Origin of the sequence: Ramlibacter sp. (assembly GCF_028291745.1) — a bacterium.
Lineage (GTDB): Bacteria > Pseudomonadota > Gammaproteobacteria > Burkholderiales > Burkholderiaceae_C > Ramlibacter.
Genome location: NZ_JAQGNQ010000128.1, coordinates 110,460 through 129,011, shown reverse-complemented (window position 1 = coordinate 129,011; position 18,552 = coordinate 110,460). Strand labels below are relative to the sequence as shown.

Sequence of the window (18,552 nt, the reverse complement as noted above, 5' to 3'; positions counted from 1 at the left end):
CTGCGGGGCCCTCGGCGCGCGTCCTGAGAGGGTCAAGACGCCCAGTCTTGACCCTCTCAGGCCACACACCGATCATCCCCGCAGGCATCCGAACGAGAGTGCAGGAATTTGTGGGACAGGACACTAGATGCCGCCATACCAGTTGTACCCCTGGTCCTCCCAATACCCGCCGCTGCCGGCGCCGATGTCCCCGAAGTGGGCCACCACCTGCACCCGGCGCAGGTACTTTGGCTGTTTGTAGCCCAACTGCCTTTCGATCCGGGCCCGCAGCGGCGCACCGTTTTCCACCGGCAGCGGCTTGCCATTGAGCTCCCACGCAAGGATGGTCTGCTCGTGGAACGCGTCGTCGAGGTCCACGCTCCCGTAATAGAGTGAGCCCTCGTCGTCTTCCTGCATCCGGTCGAGGCAGTGGAACACCACGTACTTCGCGCCCGGCTGCAACTGCGCCAGGTTCAGCACATGCGACAGGCGCACGCCCTTCCACTGGCCGATGCAGCTCCAGCCTTCCACGCAATCGTGCCGGGTGATCTGCGTCCGGCTGGGCATCGCCTGCAATTGCGCCAGCGAGAGTTCCAGCGGTTTCACCACCAGCCCGTCGACCGTGAGCCGCCAGTCGGCGAACCTGTTGGCGAGCATCGCAGCGTAGCTCTCGCCCACGGGCATGGTGGTCCCGTTGGGCCGGAAGGTCGGCGCGATATCGGCAGGCGAGAATTCCTGCGCCATCGCGCGCCGGCCCAGTGCGCGGTGCACGGTGTCGGACAGGCGCTCCGCGCTGCGCAGCGCGGCAACGGCCGTTTCGTTGCTGCTCAGGGCATCGCAGCCCGCCAGCCCGCCCGAGACCGCGGCGGCCGCGAGCCCGGCGCGCAGGAAGCCGCGGCGTTCGCGGCGCTGCTCGAAGAAGGGCCTGGCGTTCTTCATTCCGGTAGCCTCCAATAACCGGTGATCATCGAGCGCACGTTGTTGACGAGCCCGGTGATCGCGACCTCGAAGAGATGCACCGCAACGAACGCGACCAGCAGCATCGCGGCGATGAAGTGCAGCGTGCGCGCCGCCTGCCGCCCGCCCAGCCAGTCCACCCAGCCCGGCGCAAACGAATCCATCATTGGCGACATGGCCCAGCCACCGACAACGATCAGCGGCAGCACGCCGAACACGATGCTGAGATAGGCGAGGTTCTGCAGCACGTTGTAGCGCCGCGCCTCGTCGCCGCGAGGGTGGCGCAGCAGGAGGTGGTCGCGCAACGAGCGGCCGCTGCCACGCCACTCCGCGCGGGTGGGTAGCAGGTCCTTGCGCAGGTGCCCGCTGAACAGCGTCCACAGGAGGTAGCCGACGCCATTGGCGACGAACAACCAGGCAAAGAAGAAGTGCCACAAGCGGCCCATCGCCAGCCACTGCCCCCCGGGGACGGTGATCCAAGCCGGGAAGGCACGCGATTCCTCCATCCCGTCCGCCCCTCGTGAATTGCCCAGGATGCCGTCGGTATTGAACTCGAACGGACCCAGGCGCGTGATGCCGCGCCATTGACCGTCCACCTGCTTGCGCGTGATCTCCAGCACCTTCGTGCTCTCGCGCGAATCCTCGCTCCAATACAGCGCAGGGTGTGCATTGAAGATCTGCAGGCCGCTCATCAGCAGAATGACGAGGCAGACCACGTTCACCCAATGCATGATGCGCACCGGCAGCCGGTGGCGGTAGATCAGGTCGCTCATGCAGCGAGGTTACGCCGCCGCCGTGGCCGGCACAACTGGCCAGGCGCATCGCAAACGTGCCGGCCGAGTAGCGTGCATCGGAAAGCAGTTGCGCTTACATTGACGGCGGTCAGCGACTCCGCTCCACCGGGGAACCCTCATGCAACGGCGCACGCTGCTTCTGGCCCTTCCGTTCTGCGCGACGCAAGCCGGCGCTCAAGGCACGTACCCCGCGCGGCCGGTCCGCATCATCGCGCCACAAGCGCCCGGGGGCGGTGTCGACCTCGTCGCGCGCATCGTCGCGGAGCGCCTCGGCCGGCGGCTCGGCCAAACCTTCGTCATCGACAACCAGGCGGGAGCCGGAGGCTCGATTGCCGCCCAGGCAGCGGCCCGCGCCACCCCGGATGGCTACACGCTGATGGTGGGCTATGTGGCGACGCACGCCACCAATCCCGCGGTGCGCAAGGTACCGTACGACGCCGTGCGCGACTTCACGCCCATCGCGATGATCTGCGGCACGCCCAACCTGCTCGTGTGCCGCCCTTCGCTGCCCGTGACCACGTTGGCCGAGTTCGTCGCCTATGCGAAGGCGCAGCCGAAGAAGGTGAACTACGGCACGTCCGGCGTGGGCACGCTGAACCACCTGGTGATGGAGCAGTTCAAGAACGCCGCCGGCTTCGAAAGCCTGGCGGTGCCCTATCGCAGCATCGGCCAGGCGTTCATCGACATCATCGGCGGCCAGGTGCAGGCCATCTTCCCCGGCCTGGCCGCCGGCCTGCCGCACGTACGATCGGGCAATGTCCGGGCGCTGGCCGTCACCGGCACGACGCGACACCCCCTGTTGCCCGGCGTCCCCACGTTGAAGGAATCGGGTTACGACCATTTCGAGGGTGTTACCTGGTACGGCATCGTCGGCCCGGCACGCCTGCCGGCCGGCATCGTGCGGCAACTCAACGACGAGATCAACCGCATGCTCGCGCAAGCCGATTTCCGCGATCAGTTGTCCGCGGAAGCGCTGGACCCGATGCCGATGACGCCGGTGCAGTTCGGCGACTACATCGCCGCCGAGATCCGCCACTGGACCGCCGTAGCGCGCGCCAACCGAATCACCGGAGACTGACGTGGGGCCGCCGCTGGCAGCCAAGGACGTGCTGGAATTTGTTCGCAGCCACGAGTGGCGTCGTCCGCTCCTGGCCGCAAGCCCCATCCATCAGCTTCAGCTGCCCGTCGCCGATCCAGGCGAGAAGAAGCCGACCTTCGCGGACCTGGGCAGAGCCTTCAGCCGCATTTCAGCGCGCAGCGCCTCCGATTTGTCCGGGTACTCTCGGGCGGCCAGCACCCGCAGAGGCGGCCTCGCTCGCGTGAACTTTGCGCCCACACCGAACAGGTGCCGGTAGAAACGCTGCTCCACGTCCAGGGCAATGCCGGTGTAGTAGACGCCCCCCTCGCATTCGAGCAGATAGAGCCAATACGGTGCAATGGTCGCTGCGGTCATTGTGTCGGTCGCGGCGGCAGCTTAAGCGAAGGATGGCCGCAGCTCAGTATTGCTGCTGGTAGGGCGCAGCCTGCCGGTAATTGCGTGCGAAGTGTTCCAGGTACACCTTGGCGAGTTGCGGGTTCTTCCAGTTCACCAGCACGTTCTCGCTGTTGCGATGCGCCGCGGCCTCGGAATAGTTGAAGCTGCCCAGTTCCACCGTTTCGCCGTCGGCGATCAGCACCTTGTCGTGGTGGATCGGGTAGACATGGATAAGCCGCACGTCTGCGCCTGCCTCGGCCAGCAGCGACAGCGCCGCCCGCGCCTTGCCGCTGCGGTCCTCCGAGGTGTTGTTCTTCTGGTCCGCCACGATCTTCACGTCCACGCCGCGCTTCCTTGCCTCGAGCAGCGCGCGCGCCACCGGCGCGCTCGTGAAGCTGTACGAGAGCATGCGGATCTCGCGGTGCGCGGAGCCAATCACCTTGAGCACCAGGTTCTCGCTGCCCTCGTCGGGCGAGAAGGCGACTTCCAGCGTGCCCGCGGCGGGTACCTGGTAGGAGTGGTGCTCCGCGAGGGACTGCTCCACCTGTTCGATCAGGCCCTTGGGCTTGCGTTTGGCGAGCGCGGTGCCGCTGGTGAGGGCCAGGCCCAGGACGACAGCTACGAGGACAGGGAAACGAACAGTGCGCAAAATCACAGGCTCCGCGGGTAATCGGAGCCGATGATACGGAGCATTCCTGCACTTGCTCCTTCCAGCGGATTTATTCAGCGATGGCGAGGCCTCGCGGCCGACTCTCCAGCGCCTGCAGGATCCGGTACGCCGCCGTCACGCGGTCCCGATTCGGATAGTTCCGGTTCGCCAACAACACGACGCCCGTCTGCCTCGCGGGCACGAACGCCGCATAGGCACCGAAGCCGTTGGTGGATCCCGTCTTGTCGATCAGGACGTCAGCGCGGGGCGCGCGCGGTGGATCGAGGCGCGTCTCCTTGTGGGCCCTCAACGCCATCTGGTCGGAGTTGCCGGCCAGCAGCCGGTCGAGCGGCGTGGGATACGCGTACATCTCCCATCCCAGTCCCTGCGTCATGTCGCCGACCTGGAAGTAGCCGGTGTGCGTGCCCCTCACGGCGCGACGCAGTGCTTCGGGCAGTTGCCCGCCGTCCATGTTCAACTGCACGAAACGGATCATGTCGCGCGCGCTCGTCTTCACGCCATAGGCCGGCGCATCGAAGACGCCGGGAGTGACCCGAATCGGCCGGTTGTCCTTCGAACAGCCCCACGCATAGTCACGCATCCGCGCTTGCGGCACCTGGATGTAGCTGCCTGCCAGGCCCAGCATCGGGAACAGCTTTTTCTCCATCAATTCCGGGAAGGGAGCGCCCAGGCTCGCGGCCGCCAGGTGAGCGAACAAACCCATGCTGGGGTTGGAATAGACGCGCTGCGTGCCCGGCTCGAACGCCGGGCGCCAGTCCCTGAAGTACGCGAGCATGCCGGCTTCGTCCGTGACGCTGTCCGGAAACTGCAGCGGCAGGCCACCCGCCGAGTAGGTTCCAAGTTCCAGGAGCGTGATGCGGTCGAAGGTGCTACCCGCCAGCGCGGACCAATGCGCACTTGCCGGGTCCGAGAACGAGAGCGCGCCGATCTCCCGCGCGTAGGAAGCGAGCGTGGCCGTGAAAGTCTTGCTGAGCGAGCCGATTTCGAAGATCGTGTCCGCGGTCACGGGCTGCGCGCCTTCCGGCGCCGTGACGCCGTAGTTGAAGAAGAATTGCCTGCCGCCCACGATGACGGCCACGGCCATTCCAGGCACCGCGTTCTTCTGCAGGACGGGGCGCACGGCATCATCCACCGCCGTTTGCAGGAACCGGGGGGCGTTGCCGCCTGCAGCGCGGGCGCATTCAGCGACCGGCAGCGATGCGGCGGCCGCACCGATGGCGGCGAGTCGGAACTGGAAGTCGCGGCGGTTCATTGTCTGGCAAGGTTGTTGGACAGGGCGCGACGATAGCGAGCGCGTTCCGCCCGCAAGCGATGATTTTCAAGGCAGCTCCAACATAATGGGCGGCATTGCCCATCGGCAAGCTGCCACGCCTGAACCAGGAGCCCCTGCCATGTCGCTCGCCCTTTACGGTCATCCGTTTTCCTCGTACACGCAGAAGGTCCTGATTGCGCTGTACGAGAACGGCATCCCCTTCGAGTTCCGCACGCTCGAGGGCAACCCGCGGCACTCGGCCGAGTGGCTGCAGCGCTGGCCCATGCGCAAGTTCCCCTTGCTCGTGGATGGCGAGCGCGACGTCGCCGAGACGAGCATCATCATCGAGTACCTGCAGCTCGTTCATCCGGGCCCGGTGCGCTTGCTGCCCGCGGACCCGATGGCGGCACTCGATGTCCGCTTCCTGGATCGCTTTTTCGATCTGCACGTCATGACGCCGGTGCAGCACGCCGTGGGCGGGGCCTTGAGTGGCGACCCCGGCAAGCGAAAGGACGGCCTGGCGCTTGCGCAAGAGCAGCTGGAGCGGGCCTACGCATGGCTGGAGCAGCGGCTTGCGAACCGGACATGGGCGGCAGGCAGCGACTTCACGCTGGCCGACTGCGCCGCTGCGCCATCGCTCTTCTACGCGGACTGGACGCACCGGATCCCGCAGGCGTGCCCCGTGCTGCGCGCCTATCGTGACCGTTTGCTGGCCCGCCCTTCCTTCGCGCGCGCCGTCGAGGAAGCTCGGCCATTCCGCCCGTACTTCCCCTTGGGGGCGCCGGATCGCGACTGAAGGCCCTAGCCGAAGGCCGACCTGAACTGGGCGATGGCCGCCTTGGCGTCGTCGATCGCACTCAGTTCCAGCTTCTTGCTGCCCCACTTCGGCTTGCCGACGTAGTCGGTGACCGAGGTCACGCGCTTGACAACCCTTCCCCCCGCTCTGATGGTGTAATTCCCGAACCGGTCCGTCTCGATTTCGTACGTGGTATCCGGCCAGGACTCGCTGGCATAAGTGACTCGCATTGGCGAATTGTCTCTCGCCAGTGTCCGCAGAGGTGCTGACCATCGGCACAACGCGGTGAACGCGCGGCAACAGGACGCAAATAGCTACCCTGTGATGTGAAGCTCAGGAGCAGGTGATCTCACCCTGCGGCGGCAGGGATCGAGCCCCAGGGCGAAGGACCGTCATCGCAGCACCCGGCTGCCTTCGGCCTCGCGCACCAGCCGCTGCGCATCCTCGCGCAGCAGGAAGCCCGCGCCCATGGCGCGGTCCGCTGCCTTGCGCACCGCCTCGACATAGCCCTCGTGCGTTCCGTAGCGCTCCTCCAGCGAAAGCCGCGGATCGGCCAGTGCGACGCGCTCGGCCCGGGTGCGCGCGAACGGCACCATGCCGCCCACGTAATTGCAGATCTGGCCCTGGTGGAAGGGGCGCGCGCCGCCGGCGGTGACGTTCCAACCGAGATACGTGCCCAGCGGCGCATCGCGCAGCACCACCGGCACGCCGCCGAGTTCGTTGCCGTCGGCATCGACCTTGGGCGCGAGCATGGCCAGCACCTGCCGGATCGCGGGCGGCGCGTTCGCCGGGATGCCGGAGCCGTCGACCGCACTGAAGCGCTCGCCCCATTCGTAATCGAGCACCGGCATGATGAAGTCGGGCTCCGGCACCGTGGGCCGTAGCTGCGGCAGCGAGGGGAATCCCAGCGCCAGCTTGTGAGCGGGCACCAGCGTGCCCGCGGCGAGCGTGGGCCACTGGCTCGGTGGCGGCTCGATGCCGCGCATCACCCAGTTGCGAAAGTGCACGCGCAGCGCATTCACCGTCTCGGTGTGCGGCATCGGGTTGGCGGGCAGCAGGCCGGTGCCGTAGTTGTTGCCGGGGCAGGTCGGCCCCTGCGTGGGCAGGCCCGCGCCGGGCACGCTGCTGTCGAAGCCGCCGGCGCCACCGCCGTGGGTGCTGCTCGCGATGTAGTAGCGGCGCACGTTGGGCGGCAGCGGCAGGTCGGCACGCGCGTCGGTGCCCACCCATTCCGGCGTGAGCTTCAGGGCCCACACCTCCGCCGCGCCGAAGTGCTCGATGATCTTCGGGCAGGTGCGCGTGGCCAGGCAGCGATCCAGCAGGCCCGCGGCCGCGACGCCGCGCACCGGGTCGGCCTGCGGCAGCCACCACTGCGGGCCTTCGCTGCCGGCCTGATAGAGCTCCAGCACGCCATCGGGCTGGGCCCAACGGAAGTTCAGGGCGATGCGGCGCCCGGCGATGATGGGCCACAGGCCGTCATGCACCTGGCGGCCCGCCTCGTCCTGGTTGAAGCCCAGGTGCAGCCAGCCGCGCAGGAAGTTGCCGGACTGCGAGACGCCTCGTCCTATGCTGTGCGTGACCGCACCGGCAACGGGATTGGGCGTGCCGGCGTCGTCCGCGCGCGCCGTCTTGAAGAACACGCCGACATCGCGCCACGCTGCGAAGCCGACGCCCAGCACGTAGGCGTCGGCGGAGCGGAAGACGACCTGGTAGAGACGATGCGCATCGAAGCCATTGCGCAGGCAGATCTGCGTGGGGTCCGGCGTGCCGGGGAAGGGATGCGAGGCATCGCAGCGGGCCCAGGCCCAGTCGCCGGGCGCGATCGCGGTCTCGCCGATCACCTCCCCGCGCGTGGACTCGGCCACCCGCGAGACCAGGCGCGACGCGCGCGTATCCAGCGAGACCGGCCGGTAGGGCACCGGGTTGGTCTGCACGATCAGCGGCTGCGAGTCGGCGCCGCTGCGATTGACGATGCGGCCGAAGACTTCGCCGGTAACGGGCGAGCCGTCGCCGTTGTGCGCGATCGGCAGCTTCAGCCAGTGCGGCTGGTCGACGGCCGCGGTGGCGCGCACGGCGGTCGCACCGGCGTTGTCGCCCTGCCAGGCGCTGGTGAGATCGATGTCGCCGTTGGCGCGCTCCGCCGGCACGTTGGGCCGGCGCAGTCCGCGGTTGGGCACCTCGTGCCACATCAGGCCGCTGGCGCGCGCCAGGTCCACGGGCCGCGTGATCACGAAGGTGGCGACGTAGCGCACCCGGCCGTCGGCATCGCGCGCCAGCGGCAGGTCGTTGATGATCGCGTTGACGCTCACTGCCGGGTCGAGTTCACCGAAGGCGCGTCCGGCGATGCGCTCGCTGGCGACACCCCCTGACTCGGAGGCCGGCAAAGGGAGCGTCTCGTCGATCACGATGCGCGTGACGCGCGCGTGCGCCAGGGGCGCGGCAAGCGCCAGCGCGAGCAGCGCGCAAGGGAAACGGCAGCGGAGCATGGCAGCCCTCCAGGGAAGGCCGCGATGCTAGCCAGCCCGCTGGCGGGGCACAAGGGTGGCTGCCCGGGGCGGTACGGCACTGCATCCTTGTAGGCTGGGGTGCCGCAGGCATACCACCTCCGTGCGCAACGGTGCGGTGCCTGCGGCACCCGACCCTACATTCGTGACCTAGCCAATTCCTGAAGGAAGCAGATGGCCAATCCGATCCTGAATATCGCCGATGCGAGCTACACCGACCTGGCGGACCTGTCGCGCATGATGGGCAGCGAATTGCCGGCCGCGCGCTTCGGCGGCCGCATGGCGCCCCTGGGCCGGCCGCTGGGCGCGAAGAAGCTGGGATGCAACGTGACGGAGGTGGCGCCCGGCAAGCGCGCCTTTCCGTTTCACAGCCACCGTTCCAACGAGGAACTGTTCTTCGTGATCGAAGGGGACGGCGAGCTGCGCTTCGGCGACCAGGCCTTTCCCGTGCGGGCGGGCGACGTGGTGTCGTGTGCGCCGGGCGGACCGGAGGTCGCCCACCAGTTCGTGAATACCGGCACGTCTGCGCTGAAGTACCTGGCCGTCAGCACGATGCTGCAGCCGGAAGTCTGCCAGTACCCCGACACCGGCAAGTTGGCCGTGCTCGATGGCATGGGCCCGCAAGGCTTCCGGCATGTCGGTCGGCAAGAGGACAACGTCGACTACTGGCAAGGCGAATAGCCGTCTTGCGCGCGCAAGCGGCCGCGGGTACCCCGGTGCCGCGCCCCCGAACGTGGGGACGATTCCCCACCGCGCCCCGCGCTTTCCTGCAGCGAACCCCCTGTGCTGCGTGATCTTTTCCGGCGCCTCTCGCCGGAGCGCAACGACTGCGCGGCGCGCGCCGTGGCGCGATCCGTGCGGCGTTGATCGCAGCAGGCCGGCCGACACCGATCGGTCGTGAGGGATTGGCGCACCGTGCGCCGAGCAGGAGGGAATTGATGGACCAGCCATTCCAGGCGGATCGTGGGCGCGCATGCGGGATCGAATCCGCGATCGGGAGGCGCGCTAAACGATGTTCCTCCTGGCATCTCGCGGCTTGCGCCGTGACCATCATGTTGCCCGGATTGGCCCAGGCCCATGTCCGCTGGTTCAGCCAGGTGGCGGCCGACAACGTCGCTCCGCAGGCGCTGACGACGCTTCTCACTTCACCCTTTTTCGTCGCGCTCCTGCTGCTCGCCCTGGTGGTGGTCGGCGGCGTGCGCGGCATCGACGTGCGGCTCGCCGAAGGCAACAGCCGCTTGATGCACCTGCTGCGACGCATCGACAGTCGCATGTCGCAAGCCGCCGCCCCGGTGCTGCGCATCGGCTGCGCGTTGTTCTTCGCTGCGATCGCCATCTACTACCGCGACCAGCCGATCACGCTCACGCCGGAGCTCAAGTCGCCGACCTCGTGGGTGCTGCCGCTGCAACTGGCGATTGCCGCCGGCATGCTGTTCCGCGCCGGCGTGATCCCGGCTTGCGCAGGCGTGGTGCTGCTGTACCTCTATTCGGCCCACGTGTACGGCATCGTGCACCTGATGGACTACCAGCTGTTCCTCGGGGTCTGCGTGTTCCTCTCGCTGGATCGCCTCTCGCAGCGGCACGGCGCGGCCGACGGCCTGCTCGTGCTGCGCCTCATGGTCGCCACCAGCTTCCTGTGGGTGGGCATCGAGAAGTGGCTCTACCCCGAGTGGACCTGCGACATCCTGCGCAACCAGCTGCCCACGCTGGCCATGGGTCTGGCCCCGAACTTCTGGGCGATGGCGGCCGGCTTCATCGAGGTGGCGCTCGCCTTCCTGATGCTGTTTGGCGGCGTGTCGTCGCAGGTGGCGGCCGCCGTGCTGTTCTTCATGCTGGTGGCCGCGATTCCTGCGGTGGGCGCGGTGGATGCGATCGGCCACCTGCCGATGCTGTTCCCCCTGTTCATCCTGGCGACCACGCGCAACCGCCTGCCGCGCCGGCTGCCGGAGCACGCGGCGTGGCAAGCGATCGACCTGTGCAGCCTCTTCCTGATGGCTGTCACCGGCATGACGGGTCTCTACTTCCTCACGCACGAGCTTGCCTCCGCCGCGCACGTGCAGGTGGTGACGATCTGGCCCGATCTTGCCGTGGCAACCCTGGCGAGCGCGGCACTGGCTGCGTGGGTGCTGCGCGCGGTGCGCCAGAACCGGCCGGCGCGGCCCAGGCCCTGACGGTATCGCTGTAGCGCGGGCGGCCCGGGCATGCCATCGGTGCGCGCAAACGGGTGCACGTTTGTACCGATGACACCGGCGTGCGTGGCCGGAAAGCTTCGTCCGGCATCACACCAGGAGCCTTCCATGCGCCTTTACCTGCCGGCGTGCCTTGCCGCGAGCTTCCTCGTCGCCGCCTGTGCGTCCTCTTCGCCGCAGGCGCCTGCGGGCCTGGTCGCACGGGAGCATCGCGTCAACGTGGTCTCTTCGGCCCCCGGCCTCGCGGGTCAGCAGGCCCAGCTCTATCTGCGCGAGGTGGCGCCGGCCGCCGCTGCCGAGCGCGGCGCACGACCGGTGGTCCTGTTCGTGCACGGCGCGGGCACGCCGGCCGAGGTCTCCTTCGACTCGCGCCGCGCGGACTACAGCTGGCTCGACGCCGTGGCGCGCGCCGGCTTCGACACGTTCGCCGTCGACATGACGGGCTACGGCCGCTCGAGCCGGCCGCCGGCGATGAACGATGCGTGCAACCTGGCCAGGCAGCAGCAGGCGCGCTTCGTCCCCGGGGTGATTCCGGCAGCCTGCGAGCCGTCGCAAGCCACCGCGATCACCACCATGGACTCCGACTGGAAGGACATCGATGCAGCCGTGGATTTCGTTCGCGCCTTGCGCGGGGTGGAGCGCGTCTCGCTGGTCGGCTGGTCACAGGGCGGCCCGCGCATCGCCGGCTACACGGCGCGGCACCCGGAGAAAGTCGAGCGGATTGCGGTGCTCGCGCCTGCCTATACGCGCGACTCCGCCCTGTCGGCACCCGCGTCGCTGCCGCGCATCGATGGCGCGCTGACCGTGCAGTCGCGCACCGACTTCATCGCCAACTGGGACCGGCAGGTCGGCTGCCCCGGCCAGTACGACGCGGCCGTGGCCAAGGACATCTTCGACGAGATGCTGGAGTCGGACCCCGTCGGCGCGAGATGGGCCCCCGGCGTGCGGCGCGCGCCGTCGGTGCCGACCTGGGGATTCAACCGCGAGACGGTGGCCGGCGAGCGCATTCCCTTCCTGATGATCACCGGCGAGCACGACAAGCAGGTCGATCCGCGGCGCGTGCGCGAGCTGTACGAGGATTGGGGTGGCGACAACAAGGTGCTGATCGACCTCGCCTGCTCCTCGCACAACGCCATGTGGGAGCGCAACCGGCAGCTGCTGTTCCAGGCCACGATCGACTGGCTGCGGGACGGGAAGGTGAACGGGACGAGCCGGGGCGTGTTGCGGATGGGGTATTCAGAAGCGAGGTGAAAGCGGGAGCGCGCCGACCCCAAGCCTCCCCCGGAGGGGAGGGAGCAAGACCCGTTTACTTCGCCGCCTTGCCCGGGTCCTTCACGGCTTTCTCGACATCGAATTCCACGTTGAACAACTTGCCGTTCACGCGTTCGACCTTGCGGATGTAGACGTCCTGCACGATGTCGCGGGTCTGCGGGTCGATCAGCACCGGGCCGCGCGGGCTTTCGAACTTCTGGCCCTTCATCGCGTTCACCAGCGCTTCGCCGCCAGCGCCGTTGGTGGCCTTGAGCCCCTCCATGATCACGCGCATGCCGTCGTAGCCACCCACGGCCATGAAGCTCGGTCGCATGCCCTTGTTGGCCTTCTCGATGGCCGCGACGAACTTCTTGTTGGCCGCCGACGGATGCGCCGCGGAGTAGTGGTGCGAGGTGATCGTGCCCAGCGCCACGTCGCCCATGTTCCCGAGCACGTCATCGTCCACGATGTCGCCCGTGCCCAGCAGCTTGACGCCGGCCTTGTCGAGGCCGCGCTCGGCGAACTGCTTCATGAACACGGCGGCCGAATCGCCCGCCGGAACGAACACGAACACGGCGTCCGGCTTGGCGTCGCGCACGCGCTGCAGGTAGGGCGAGAAATCATTGGTGATCATCGGCATGCGCAGGGAGGCGGTGACCTCGCCGCCCTTGGCGGTGAAGCGGCTCTTGAAGGCCGTCTCGGCGTCGATGCCGGGCGCGTAGTCCGAGACCAGCGTCACGACCTTGTGGATGTTGTTGCGCGCAGCCCATTCCGCCACGGGCACGGTCACCTGCGGCAGCGTCATGCTGGTGCGCACGATGTACGGCGACTTCTCGGTCACCGAGGACGTGGCGGCCTGCATGAGCACCATCGGTGTCTTGCCCTGGGTGGCGATCGGCGCGGTGGCGAAGGCTTGCGGCGTGAGGCCGAATCCGGCCAGCACCGTCACCTTGTCGTTCACCACCATTTCCTGCGCCAGCCGGCGCGAGGTGTCGGGCGTGCCGGCGTCGTCCTTCAGCAGGATCTCGATCTTGCGGCCCGCCACGGTGTCGCCGTGCTCCGCCAGGTACAGCTGCACGCCGGCGCTGACCTGCCGCCCCATGTACGAGAAGGGACCCGTCATGGGCAGGATCAGCCCGATCTTGATCGGATCGGCCGCTGCCGCCGGCACCGCGGTCAGGGCCGCCGCCGCTGCGCAGACGGCAACGGCCGCGGGGACCACGAATTTCTTGCAGATCATGATGGAGTGCTCCTCGTTCGGAATTGGAGAGAAAGAACCGCCCGGTGAGCTTAGCGCAGCCACAGGGCTGCTTGCGCGTGCGCCGCGCCGCCACCGGGCGGAGCACAGCACCCGAGGCAGCGAACGACGAACGGATGGTCGATCACAATAGTGGGTCAGGGCCGTCCTGCCTGGACGCCCGCATACCAGGGAAAAAATGCGAGGTGACAAAGTGAGCAGTACCACCGTCCTGAACGGGACACAAACCCCGGCCCATCCCCAGGACAGCACCGTCCGGAAGATCTACCTGCGGCTCGTGCCGCTGCTCTTCCTGATGATGTTCTTCAACTACCTGGATCGCATCAATCTCGGCTTCGCCGGCTTGCAGATGAACCAGGACCTGGGCTTCAGCCCCGCGGTCTTCGGCTTCGGCGCCAGCGTGTTCTTCGTCGGCTACATGATCCCGCAGATCCCCAGCAACCTCGCGCTCTTTCGCTTCGGCGCGAAGTTCTGGCTCGGCCTGCTGCTGATTGCGTGGGGCGCGGTCGCGACCGTCACCGCCTTCATCTGGAACGAGTGGAGCTTCGACGCGCTGCGCTTCCTGCTCGGTCTCACCGAGGCCGGCGTGCTGCCCGGCATGGCGCTCTACGTGACCTTCTGGTTCCCGCGCCAGTACCGGGCGCGAGCGGTGGGCGGCTACATCACCGCCGGCGCCTTCGCCGCCATCCTGGGCGGGCCGGTGTCGAGCGCGCTGATCACGTATGCCAACGACGTCGGCGGCCTGCACGGCTGGCAGTGGATGTTCATCATCGAGGGCGTGCCGACCGTGCTGCTCGGATTCTTCACCCTGGTGTACCTGCCCAACACGCCCGCGCAGGCCAAGTGGCTGACCAGCGACGAGAAGCAGTGGCTCGAGTCCGAGCTGCGCGCCGAGCGCACGGAGCTGCAGGCGAGCGGCAAGGGTTCGCTGTTCGACTCGCTGCGCGACCCGCGCGTGTGGCTGCTGGCCATCCTGTTCGGCTGCGCGCTGGTGGGCATCTACGGCATGCTGATGTGGCTGCCCCTGATCATCAAGAGCATGGGCAAGCTGAGCTACCTGGAGATCGGCTTCCTGTCGGCCGTGCCGCCGCTGCTGGGCGTGATCGGCACGATCCTGATCAGCGCGAGCTCCGACCGCACCGGCGACCGCAAGTGGCACCTGGCGCTCGTCTACGTGATCGGCGCCATCGGCATGGCCGGGAGTGCGCTGGTGCACGAGCCGGTGTGGGCTTATGTGTTCCTGTGCATCGCCGGCCTCGGCATGAACTCGGGCAACTCGCTGTTCTGGAGCCTCAACGCCTCGTTCATGACCGGCGCAGCGGCGGCCGTGTCGATCGCGGTGGTGAACACGATCGCGCAGTTCGGCGGCCTCATCGGCCCGTGGCTGATCGGGCTCGTGAAGACGCGCACCGGCAGCTTCTCGATCGCGCTGATGGTGGTCGCGGGCTTCCTGGTGCTTGCCGCGGCGATCGCCGCCTCCATGAAGGTGGCGCCGGCCCGGCCGGCGCGCTGAAGATTCCTACTGCCATGATCATCGATTGCCACGGACACTTCACCACGGCGCCGCCGCAGGTTGCCGACTACCGCAAGCGCCAGCTCGCTGAATTCGACGCCACCGGGCGGGCCGATCACATCGCCGCCCCCGCCGTCTCGGACGACGAGATCCGCGCGGCCATCTCCGGCCAGCAACTGCGCCGCATGCAGGAGCGCGGCGTGGACCTCACGATCTTCTCGCCCAAGGCGGTGGCCATGGACCACCATCGCGGCGACGAGGCCACGAACGTGGCCTGGGCGCGCTTCAACAACGCCCTGATCGATCGTGTCTGCCGGCTCTTCCCGCAACAGTTCGCCGGCGCCTGCCAGCTGCCGCAGGCGCCTGGCGTGGCGCCCGGTGCGCGCGTGTTCGAGGAACTGGAACGTTGCGTCAACGAGTACGGCTTCGTCGCCGCCAACGTGAACCCGGATCCTACCGGCGGCCGCTGGGCGGACCCGCCGCTGCATGACCGCACCTGGTGGTACCCGCTGTACGAGAAGCTCGTGGAGCTGGACATCCCCGCGATGATCCACGTCAGCGGCTCGTGCAATCCGCACTTCGATGCGGTGGCCACGCACTACATCAACGGCGACACGACGGCCTTCGTCCAGTTCCTCACGTCGGACATCCTGAAGGACTTCCCGACGCTGAAGTTCATCATCCCGCACGGCGGCGGCGCGGCTCCCTTCCACTGGGGGCGCTACCGCGGCCTGGCGCAGGACCTGGGCCTGCCGCCGCTGGAAGACAAGGTGCTGAAGAACGTGTACTTCGACACCTGCGTCTATCACCAGGCCGGCATCGACCTGCTGCTGCGGGTGGTGCCGGCGGCCAACGTGCTGTTCGCGTCGGAAACCTTCGGCGCGGTGCAAGGCGTGGATCCGCGCACCGGCCACCACTTCGACGACACGCGCCGCTATGTGGCGGACTCCCCCTCGGTCGGCGAGGACGAGAAGGCCCGCATCTTCGCGGACAACGCGCTGGGCGTTTATCCGCGCCTGCGCCTGCATCCGCGCTGCGCGCAACGCTGAGCGCCAAGCGGCGTCTTGCGGACGCCGTGGCTTACTGGCGCGCGACCTTGCTGCGCACGATCACGTCGCTCCAGCGCTTCGTTTCCGTGGTGAGCAGGGTCGTGAGCTGCTGCGGGGTGCTGCCGCGCGCCGCGACGCCCAGCGCCAGCAGTTGCTGGCGCAGTTGTGGCGCATCCAGCGCCTTGAGCACCTCGCGATTGAGCAGCGCCACCACGTCGGGCGGCGTGCGCGCGGGTGCCGACAGCGCGTTCCAGGACGAGGCGTCGAAGCCGGCGACGCCGCTTTCCGCGAGCGTCGGCACGTCGGGCAGCGTGGCCGAGCGCCTGGCGCCCATCACCGCCAGCGGCCGCAGCGTCTTCGCTGCGATCTGGCCGATCACCGGCGGCACGATCTCCACCGCCACGTCGACGTCGCCCGCCTGCAAGGCCGTGACCACCGCCGGCGTCGCGTTGTAGGGCACCACCGTGAAGTTCAGGCCGGCCTGGATCTTCAGCAACTCCGCGGCCAGGTGCTGGGTGCTGCCCAGGGCGATCGTTGCCACGTTCAGCTTGCCGGGATTGGCCTTGGCATAGGCGATCAGGTCCTTCACGCTCCGGAATTTTCCCTTGGCCGACGCGAGCACCGCGATGTCGAAGTAGCCGAGGGTGGAGATGGACACGAAGTCCTTCACCGGGTCATAGGGCAGCGCCTTGAACAAGCCCGCGCTCACGGCCGTGCCGTTGCTCGTGAGGAGCAGGGTGTGGCCGTCCGGCTGCGACTGGATCACGGCTTGCGCAGCCGCGATGCCGCCGGCGCCCGGCCGGTTGTCGATGATCACGGTCTGGCCCATGTTCTCGCCCAGCTTGGCGGCGACTGCGCGGGCCGTCAGATCGGCGACGCCGCCGGGACCGAAGGGAACGACGATGCGGATCGGCTTCCTGGAAAACGACTGCGCGCGCGCCAGCACCGGAAGTGCGGCGCCGGCCATGAGCAGCTCTCTACGTTGCATGGGTGTCCTTGCAAGAAATATCGGGACGGCCGGACGGCGGTCCCGTGGCGCGCCGGCGCGCGCGCAATGCACGAAGCCTGAAATGGTAGCGGAGCCTCAGGCGGCAGCCGCGATCGCGCCGCGGCGTTGCCGCACGAACGCCAGCACACCCACCGCCGCCGCGAAGAAGCCGGAACTGGCGCCGGCCACCAGCGACCAGCGGGGGCCGAGCGTGTCCGCGATGAAGCCGATGAGGGGCGCCCCCAGCGGCGTGCTCCCCGCCGACACGGCGAGCACCAGCGCGATGACGCGTCCCCGCAGCGACGGATCGCTCCAGAGTTGCGCCGCGCTGTGCGCCGTGGTGGTGAAGGTCTGCGTCGCCAGGCCGACGAAGAACAGCGCCACGGCGAACAGGCGATAGGTGGGCATCGCCGCGGCGATCATCAGCGCCAGCCCGAACGCCAGCGCGGCACCGAGCAGCAGCGCCATCCGCGGCTTCTCGCGCCCGGCGGCAAGCAGCGCGCCCGTGACCGAACCGACCGCCATCGCCGACGTCAGCAGGCCGAACTGTCCGGCCCCGACGTGGAACACCGAGACCGACATGGACGAGATGTAGATCGGGAAGTTGATGCCGAAGGTGCCGATCAGGAAGAACATCACCAGCACCGCGCGCAGGTCGGGCCGGCCCCACACATGGCGCATGCCGTCCGCCACGCCGCGGCCCTTGCCACCCGTGGCGACGCGCGCGTGGAATTCGGCCGGCCGCAGGAATGCGAGTGCCGCGAGCACCGCCGCAAAGGACAGCGCATTGAGCACGAACACCCAGCCGCTGCCGATGATCGCGATCAGCACGCCGGCGACGGCGGGCCCGATCATGCGGGCCGCATTGAAGGACGTGGAGTTGAGCGCCACCGCATTCGACAAGTGCGCATCGCCGACCAGTTCGGCCACGAAGCTCTGGCGCGTCGGCGCATCGAAGGCGGTGACGCATCCGAGCAGGAAGGCGAAGAGGTAGACCTGCCAGAGGTGCACGGCGCCGGTGAGCGTGAGGATGCCGAGTCCGAGCGCAAGCAGGCCCATCGCCGATTGCGTGAAGACCAGCAGGCGGCGGCGGTCGAAGCGGTCGGCCGCGTAGCCGGTGAGCGGCAGCAGCAGGAACTGCGGGCCGAACTGCAGGCTCATCACGATGCCCACCGAGGTGGCGTCGTGCTGCGTCAGCTGCGTCAGCACGATCCAGTCCTGCGCGGTGCGCTGCATCCAGGTGCCGATGTTCGACACCAGCGCGCCGGCCGCCCACAGCCGGTAGTTGAAGTTGACCAGCGAGCGGAAGGTGGTCCTCACTGCGCGCGGTCCTTCGCGGCGGGCGCCGCGGGCTGCGCGGCGATCACACGCTGCAGCAGTGCGAGCGCGCGGGCCAGCTCCTGCTGCTCGCGGGCGCCGAGCTCCGAGGCGATCGCGCGCGACAGCCAGTCGTGCTTGGCCGCGCGGGTCTGGCGGATCCATTTGCGGCAGGCCGGCGTGAGCGACAGCAGGGTCTGGCGGCCGTCGGCGGGATCGGGCGCACCAGCGACGAGGCCCGCCGCCTGCAGCGCGGCGATCGTGGCGCCCATCGACTGCGAACGCATGCCGGCGCCGCGCGCGAGACCGCTGACGGTGAGAGGACCTTCGCTTTCCAGCCGGCGCAGCACCGTCACCTGCGAGGGCGGCAAGTCGCCGGCATCGGCCTGTTCGCGCATGCGTCGGCGCAGCTTGCCGACGATATCGTGCAGTTCGACCGCCAGGCTGGCGGCGAAGTCGGGGCTGGGGGCGGTCAAGACGGTGGGGCGCGCGGTCGAAGGATGACTGCGAAGTTTACCTTCGTATTGCCAAGTAGGGTGGATTGCCGCAGGCATCCCACCT

At 68.4% G+C, this 18,552-nt stretch carries 18 protein-coding genes; 7 read left to right on the top strand and 11 right to left on the bottom strand.

What is annotated here, in order from left to right; translation table 11 throughout:
* Positions 1-123 precede the first annotated feature (123 nt).
* Together JWP60_RS24125 and JWP60_RS24120 are read right to left on the bottom strand one after the other, a co-directional pair.
* Complete coding sequence (locus tag JWP60_RS24125) at positions 124-918, bottom strand: molybdopterin-binding protein (RefSeq protein WP_299797233.1); 795 nt, start codon at positions 916-918, stop codon at positions 124-126.
* A complete protein-coding gene (locus JWP60_RS24120) occupies positions 915-1,709 on the bottom strand; it encodes a cytochrome b/b6 domain-containing protein (protein WP_299797230.1) in 795 nt (264 codons plus the stop codon). Before JWP60_RS24120 ends, JWP60_RS24125 begins: the two co-directional genes overlap by 4 nt.
* Before the next feature lie 139 nt (positions 1,710-1,848).
* On the opposite strand from JWP60_RS24120, the gene JWP60_RS24115 reads away from it, so the two are divergent.
* Complete coding sequence (locus JWP60_RS24115; RefSeq protein WP_299797227.1) at positions 1,849-2,808, top strand: tripartite tricarboxylate transporter substrate binding protein; 960 nt, start codon at positions 1,849-1,851, stop codon at positions 2,806-2,808.
* Positions 2,809-2,904: 96 nt separating this feature from the next.
* Here the strand turns inward: JWP60_RS24115 and JWP60_RS24110 are convergent, their stop codons facing one another.
* From JWP60_RS24110 to ampC, 3 genes are all read right to left on the bottom strand, one after another.
* Complete coding sequence (locus JWP60_RS24110; protein ID WP_299797224.1) at positions 2,905-3,183, bottom strand: GIY-YIG nuclease family protein; 279 nt, start codon at positions 3,181-3,183, stop codon at positions 2,905-2,907.
* 43 nt (positions 3,184-3,226) lie between these two features.
* Positions 3,227-3,859: a phospholipase D family protein gene (locus JWP60_RS24105; RefSeq protein ID WP_299797222.1), complete on the bottom strand. Its 633-nt coding sequence runs from the start codon at positions 3,857-3,859 to the stop codon at positions 3,227-3,229.
* Positions 3,860-3,923: 64 nt separating this feature from the next.
* On the bottom strand, positions 3,924-5,126 hold the full coding sequence (gene ampC, locus JWP60_RS24100) for a class C beta-lactamase (protein WP_299797219.1): 1,203 nt from the start codon (positions 5,124-5,126) through the stop codon (positions 3,924-3,926).
* 139 nt (positions 5,127-5,265) lie between these two features.
* Here ampC and JWP60_RS24095 point away from each other — a divergent pair, with 139 nt between their 5' ends.
* Positions 5,266-5,922, top strand: coding sequence for a glutathione S-transferase family protein (locus JWP60_RS24095; protein WP_299797216.1), 657 nt, complete (start codon positions 5,266-5,268; stop codon positions 5,920-5,922).
* A gap of 5 nt (positions 5,923-5,927) precedes the next feature.
* On the opposite strand, the gene JWP60_RS24090 is transcribed toward JWP60_RS24095, so the two are convergent.
* Positions 5,928-6,152 carry a hypothetical protein gene (locus tag JWP60_RS24090; RefSeq protein WP_299797213.1) on the bottom strand — a complete coding sequence of 75 codons (225 nt, stop codon included), beginning with the start codon at positions 6,150-6,152 and terminating at the stop codon, positions 5,928-5,930.
* Between the two features lie 162 nt (positions 6,153-6,314).
* On the bottom strand, positions 6,315-8,408 hold the full coding sequence (locus JWP60_RS24085; protein ID WP_299797210.1) for an alpha/beta hydrolase domain-containing protein: 2,094 nt from the start codon (positions 8,406-8,408) through the stop codon (positions 6,315-6,317).
* A 192-nt stretch (positions 8,409-8,600) separates the two neighbouring features.
* Here JWP60_RS24085 and JWP60_RS24080 point away from each other — a divergent pair, with 192 nt between their 5' ends.
* The 3 genes from JWP60_RS24080 (at position 8,601) to JWP60_RS24070 (ending at position 11,866) form a co-directional block, all read left to right on the top strand.
* Positions 8,601-9,107 (top strand): cupin domain-containing protein, encoded by a 507-nt coding sequence (locus tag JWP60_RS24080; RefSeq protein WP_299797207.1) that lies wholly within the window; start codon positions 8,601-8,603, stop codon positions 9,105-9,107.
* Positions 9,108-9,478: 371 nt separating this feature from the next.
* Entirely contained in the window at positions 9,479-10,597 is a 1,119-nt protein-coding gene (locus JWP60_RS24075) for a DoxX family protein (RefSeq protein WP_299797258.1), read from the top strand.
* Positions 10,598-10,723: 126 nt separating this feature from the next.
* Complete coding sequence (locus tag JWP60_RS24070) at positions 10,724-11,866, top strand: alpha/beta fold hydrolase (RefSeq protein ID WP_299797204.1); 1,143 nt, start codon at positions 10,724-10,726, stop codon at positions 11,864-11,866.
* A gap of 55 nt (positions 11,867-11,921) precedes the next feature.
* On the opposite strand, the gene JWP60_RS24065 is transcribed toward JWP60_RS24070, so the two are convergent.
* Positions 11,922-13,106, bottom strand: a complete 1,185-nt coding sequence (locus tag JWP60_RS24065; RefSeq protein ID WP_299797202.1) for an ABC transporter substrate-binding protein — start codon at positions 13,104-13,106, stop codon at positions 11,922-11,924.
* 313 nt (positions 13,107-13,419) lie between these two features.
* On the opposite strand from JWP60_RS24065, the gene JWP60_RS24060 reads away from it, so the two are divergent.
* A complete protein-coding gene (locus tag JWP60_RS24060) occupies positions 13,420-14,637 on the top strand; it encodes an MFS transporter (RefSeq protein WP_299797255.1) in 1,218 nt (405 codons plus the stop codon).
* A gap of 14 nt (positions 14,638-14,651) precedes the next feature.
* Positions 14,652-15,686 carry an amidohydrolase family protein gene (locus tag JWP60_RS24055; RefSeq protein ID WP_299797199.1) on the top strand — a complete coding sequence of 345 codons (1,035 nt, stop codon included), beginning with the start codon at positions 14,652-14,654 and terminating at the stop codon, positions 15,684-15,686.
* A gap of 31 nt (positions 15,687-15,717) precedes the next feature.
* On the opposite strand, the gene JWP60_RS24050 is transcribed toward JWP60_RS24055, so the two are convergent.
* The 3 genes from JWP60_RS24050 to JWP60_RS24040 all read right to left on the bottom strand — a co-directional run bounded on the left by JWP60_RS24050 (position 15,718) and on the right by JWP60_RS24040 (position 18,467).
* Positions 15,718-16,674 (bottom strand): tripartite tricarboxylate transporter substrate-binding protein, encoded by a 957-nt coding sequence (locus JWP60_RS24050; protein ID WP_299797196.1) that lies wholly within the window; start codon positions 16,672-16,674, stop codon positions 15,718-15,720.
* Positions 16,675-16,770: 96 nt separating this feature from the next.
* Complete coding sequence (locus JWP60_RS24045) at positions 16,771-17,994, bottom strand: MFS transporter (protein ID WP_299797193.1); 1,224 nt, start codon at positions 17,992-17,994, stop codon at positions 16,771-16,773.
* Positions 17,991-18,467, bottom strand: a complete 477-nt coding sequence (locus JWP60_RS24040) for a MarR family transcriptional regulator (protein ID WP_299797190.1) — start codon at positions 18,465-18,467, stop codon at positions 17,991-17,993. The genes JWP60_RS24045 and JWP60_RS24040 overlap by 4 nt, the downstream gene beginning before the upstream one ends.
* Positions 18,468-18,552: the final 85 nt, after the last annotated feature.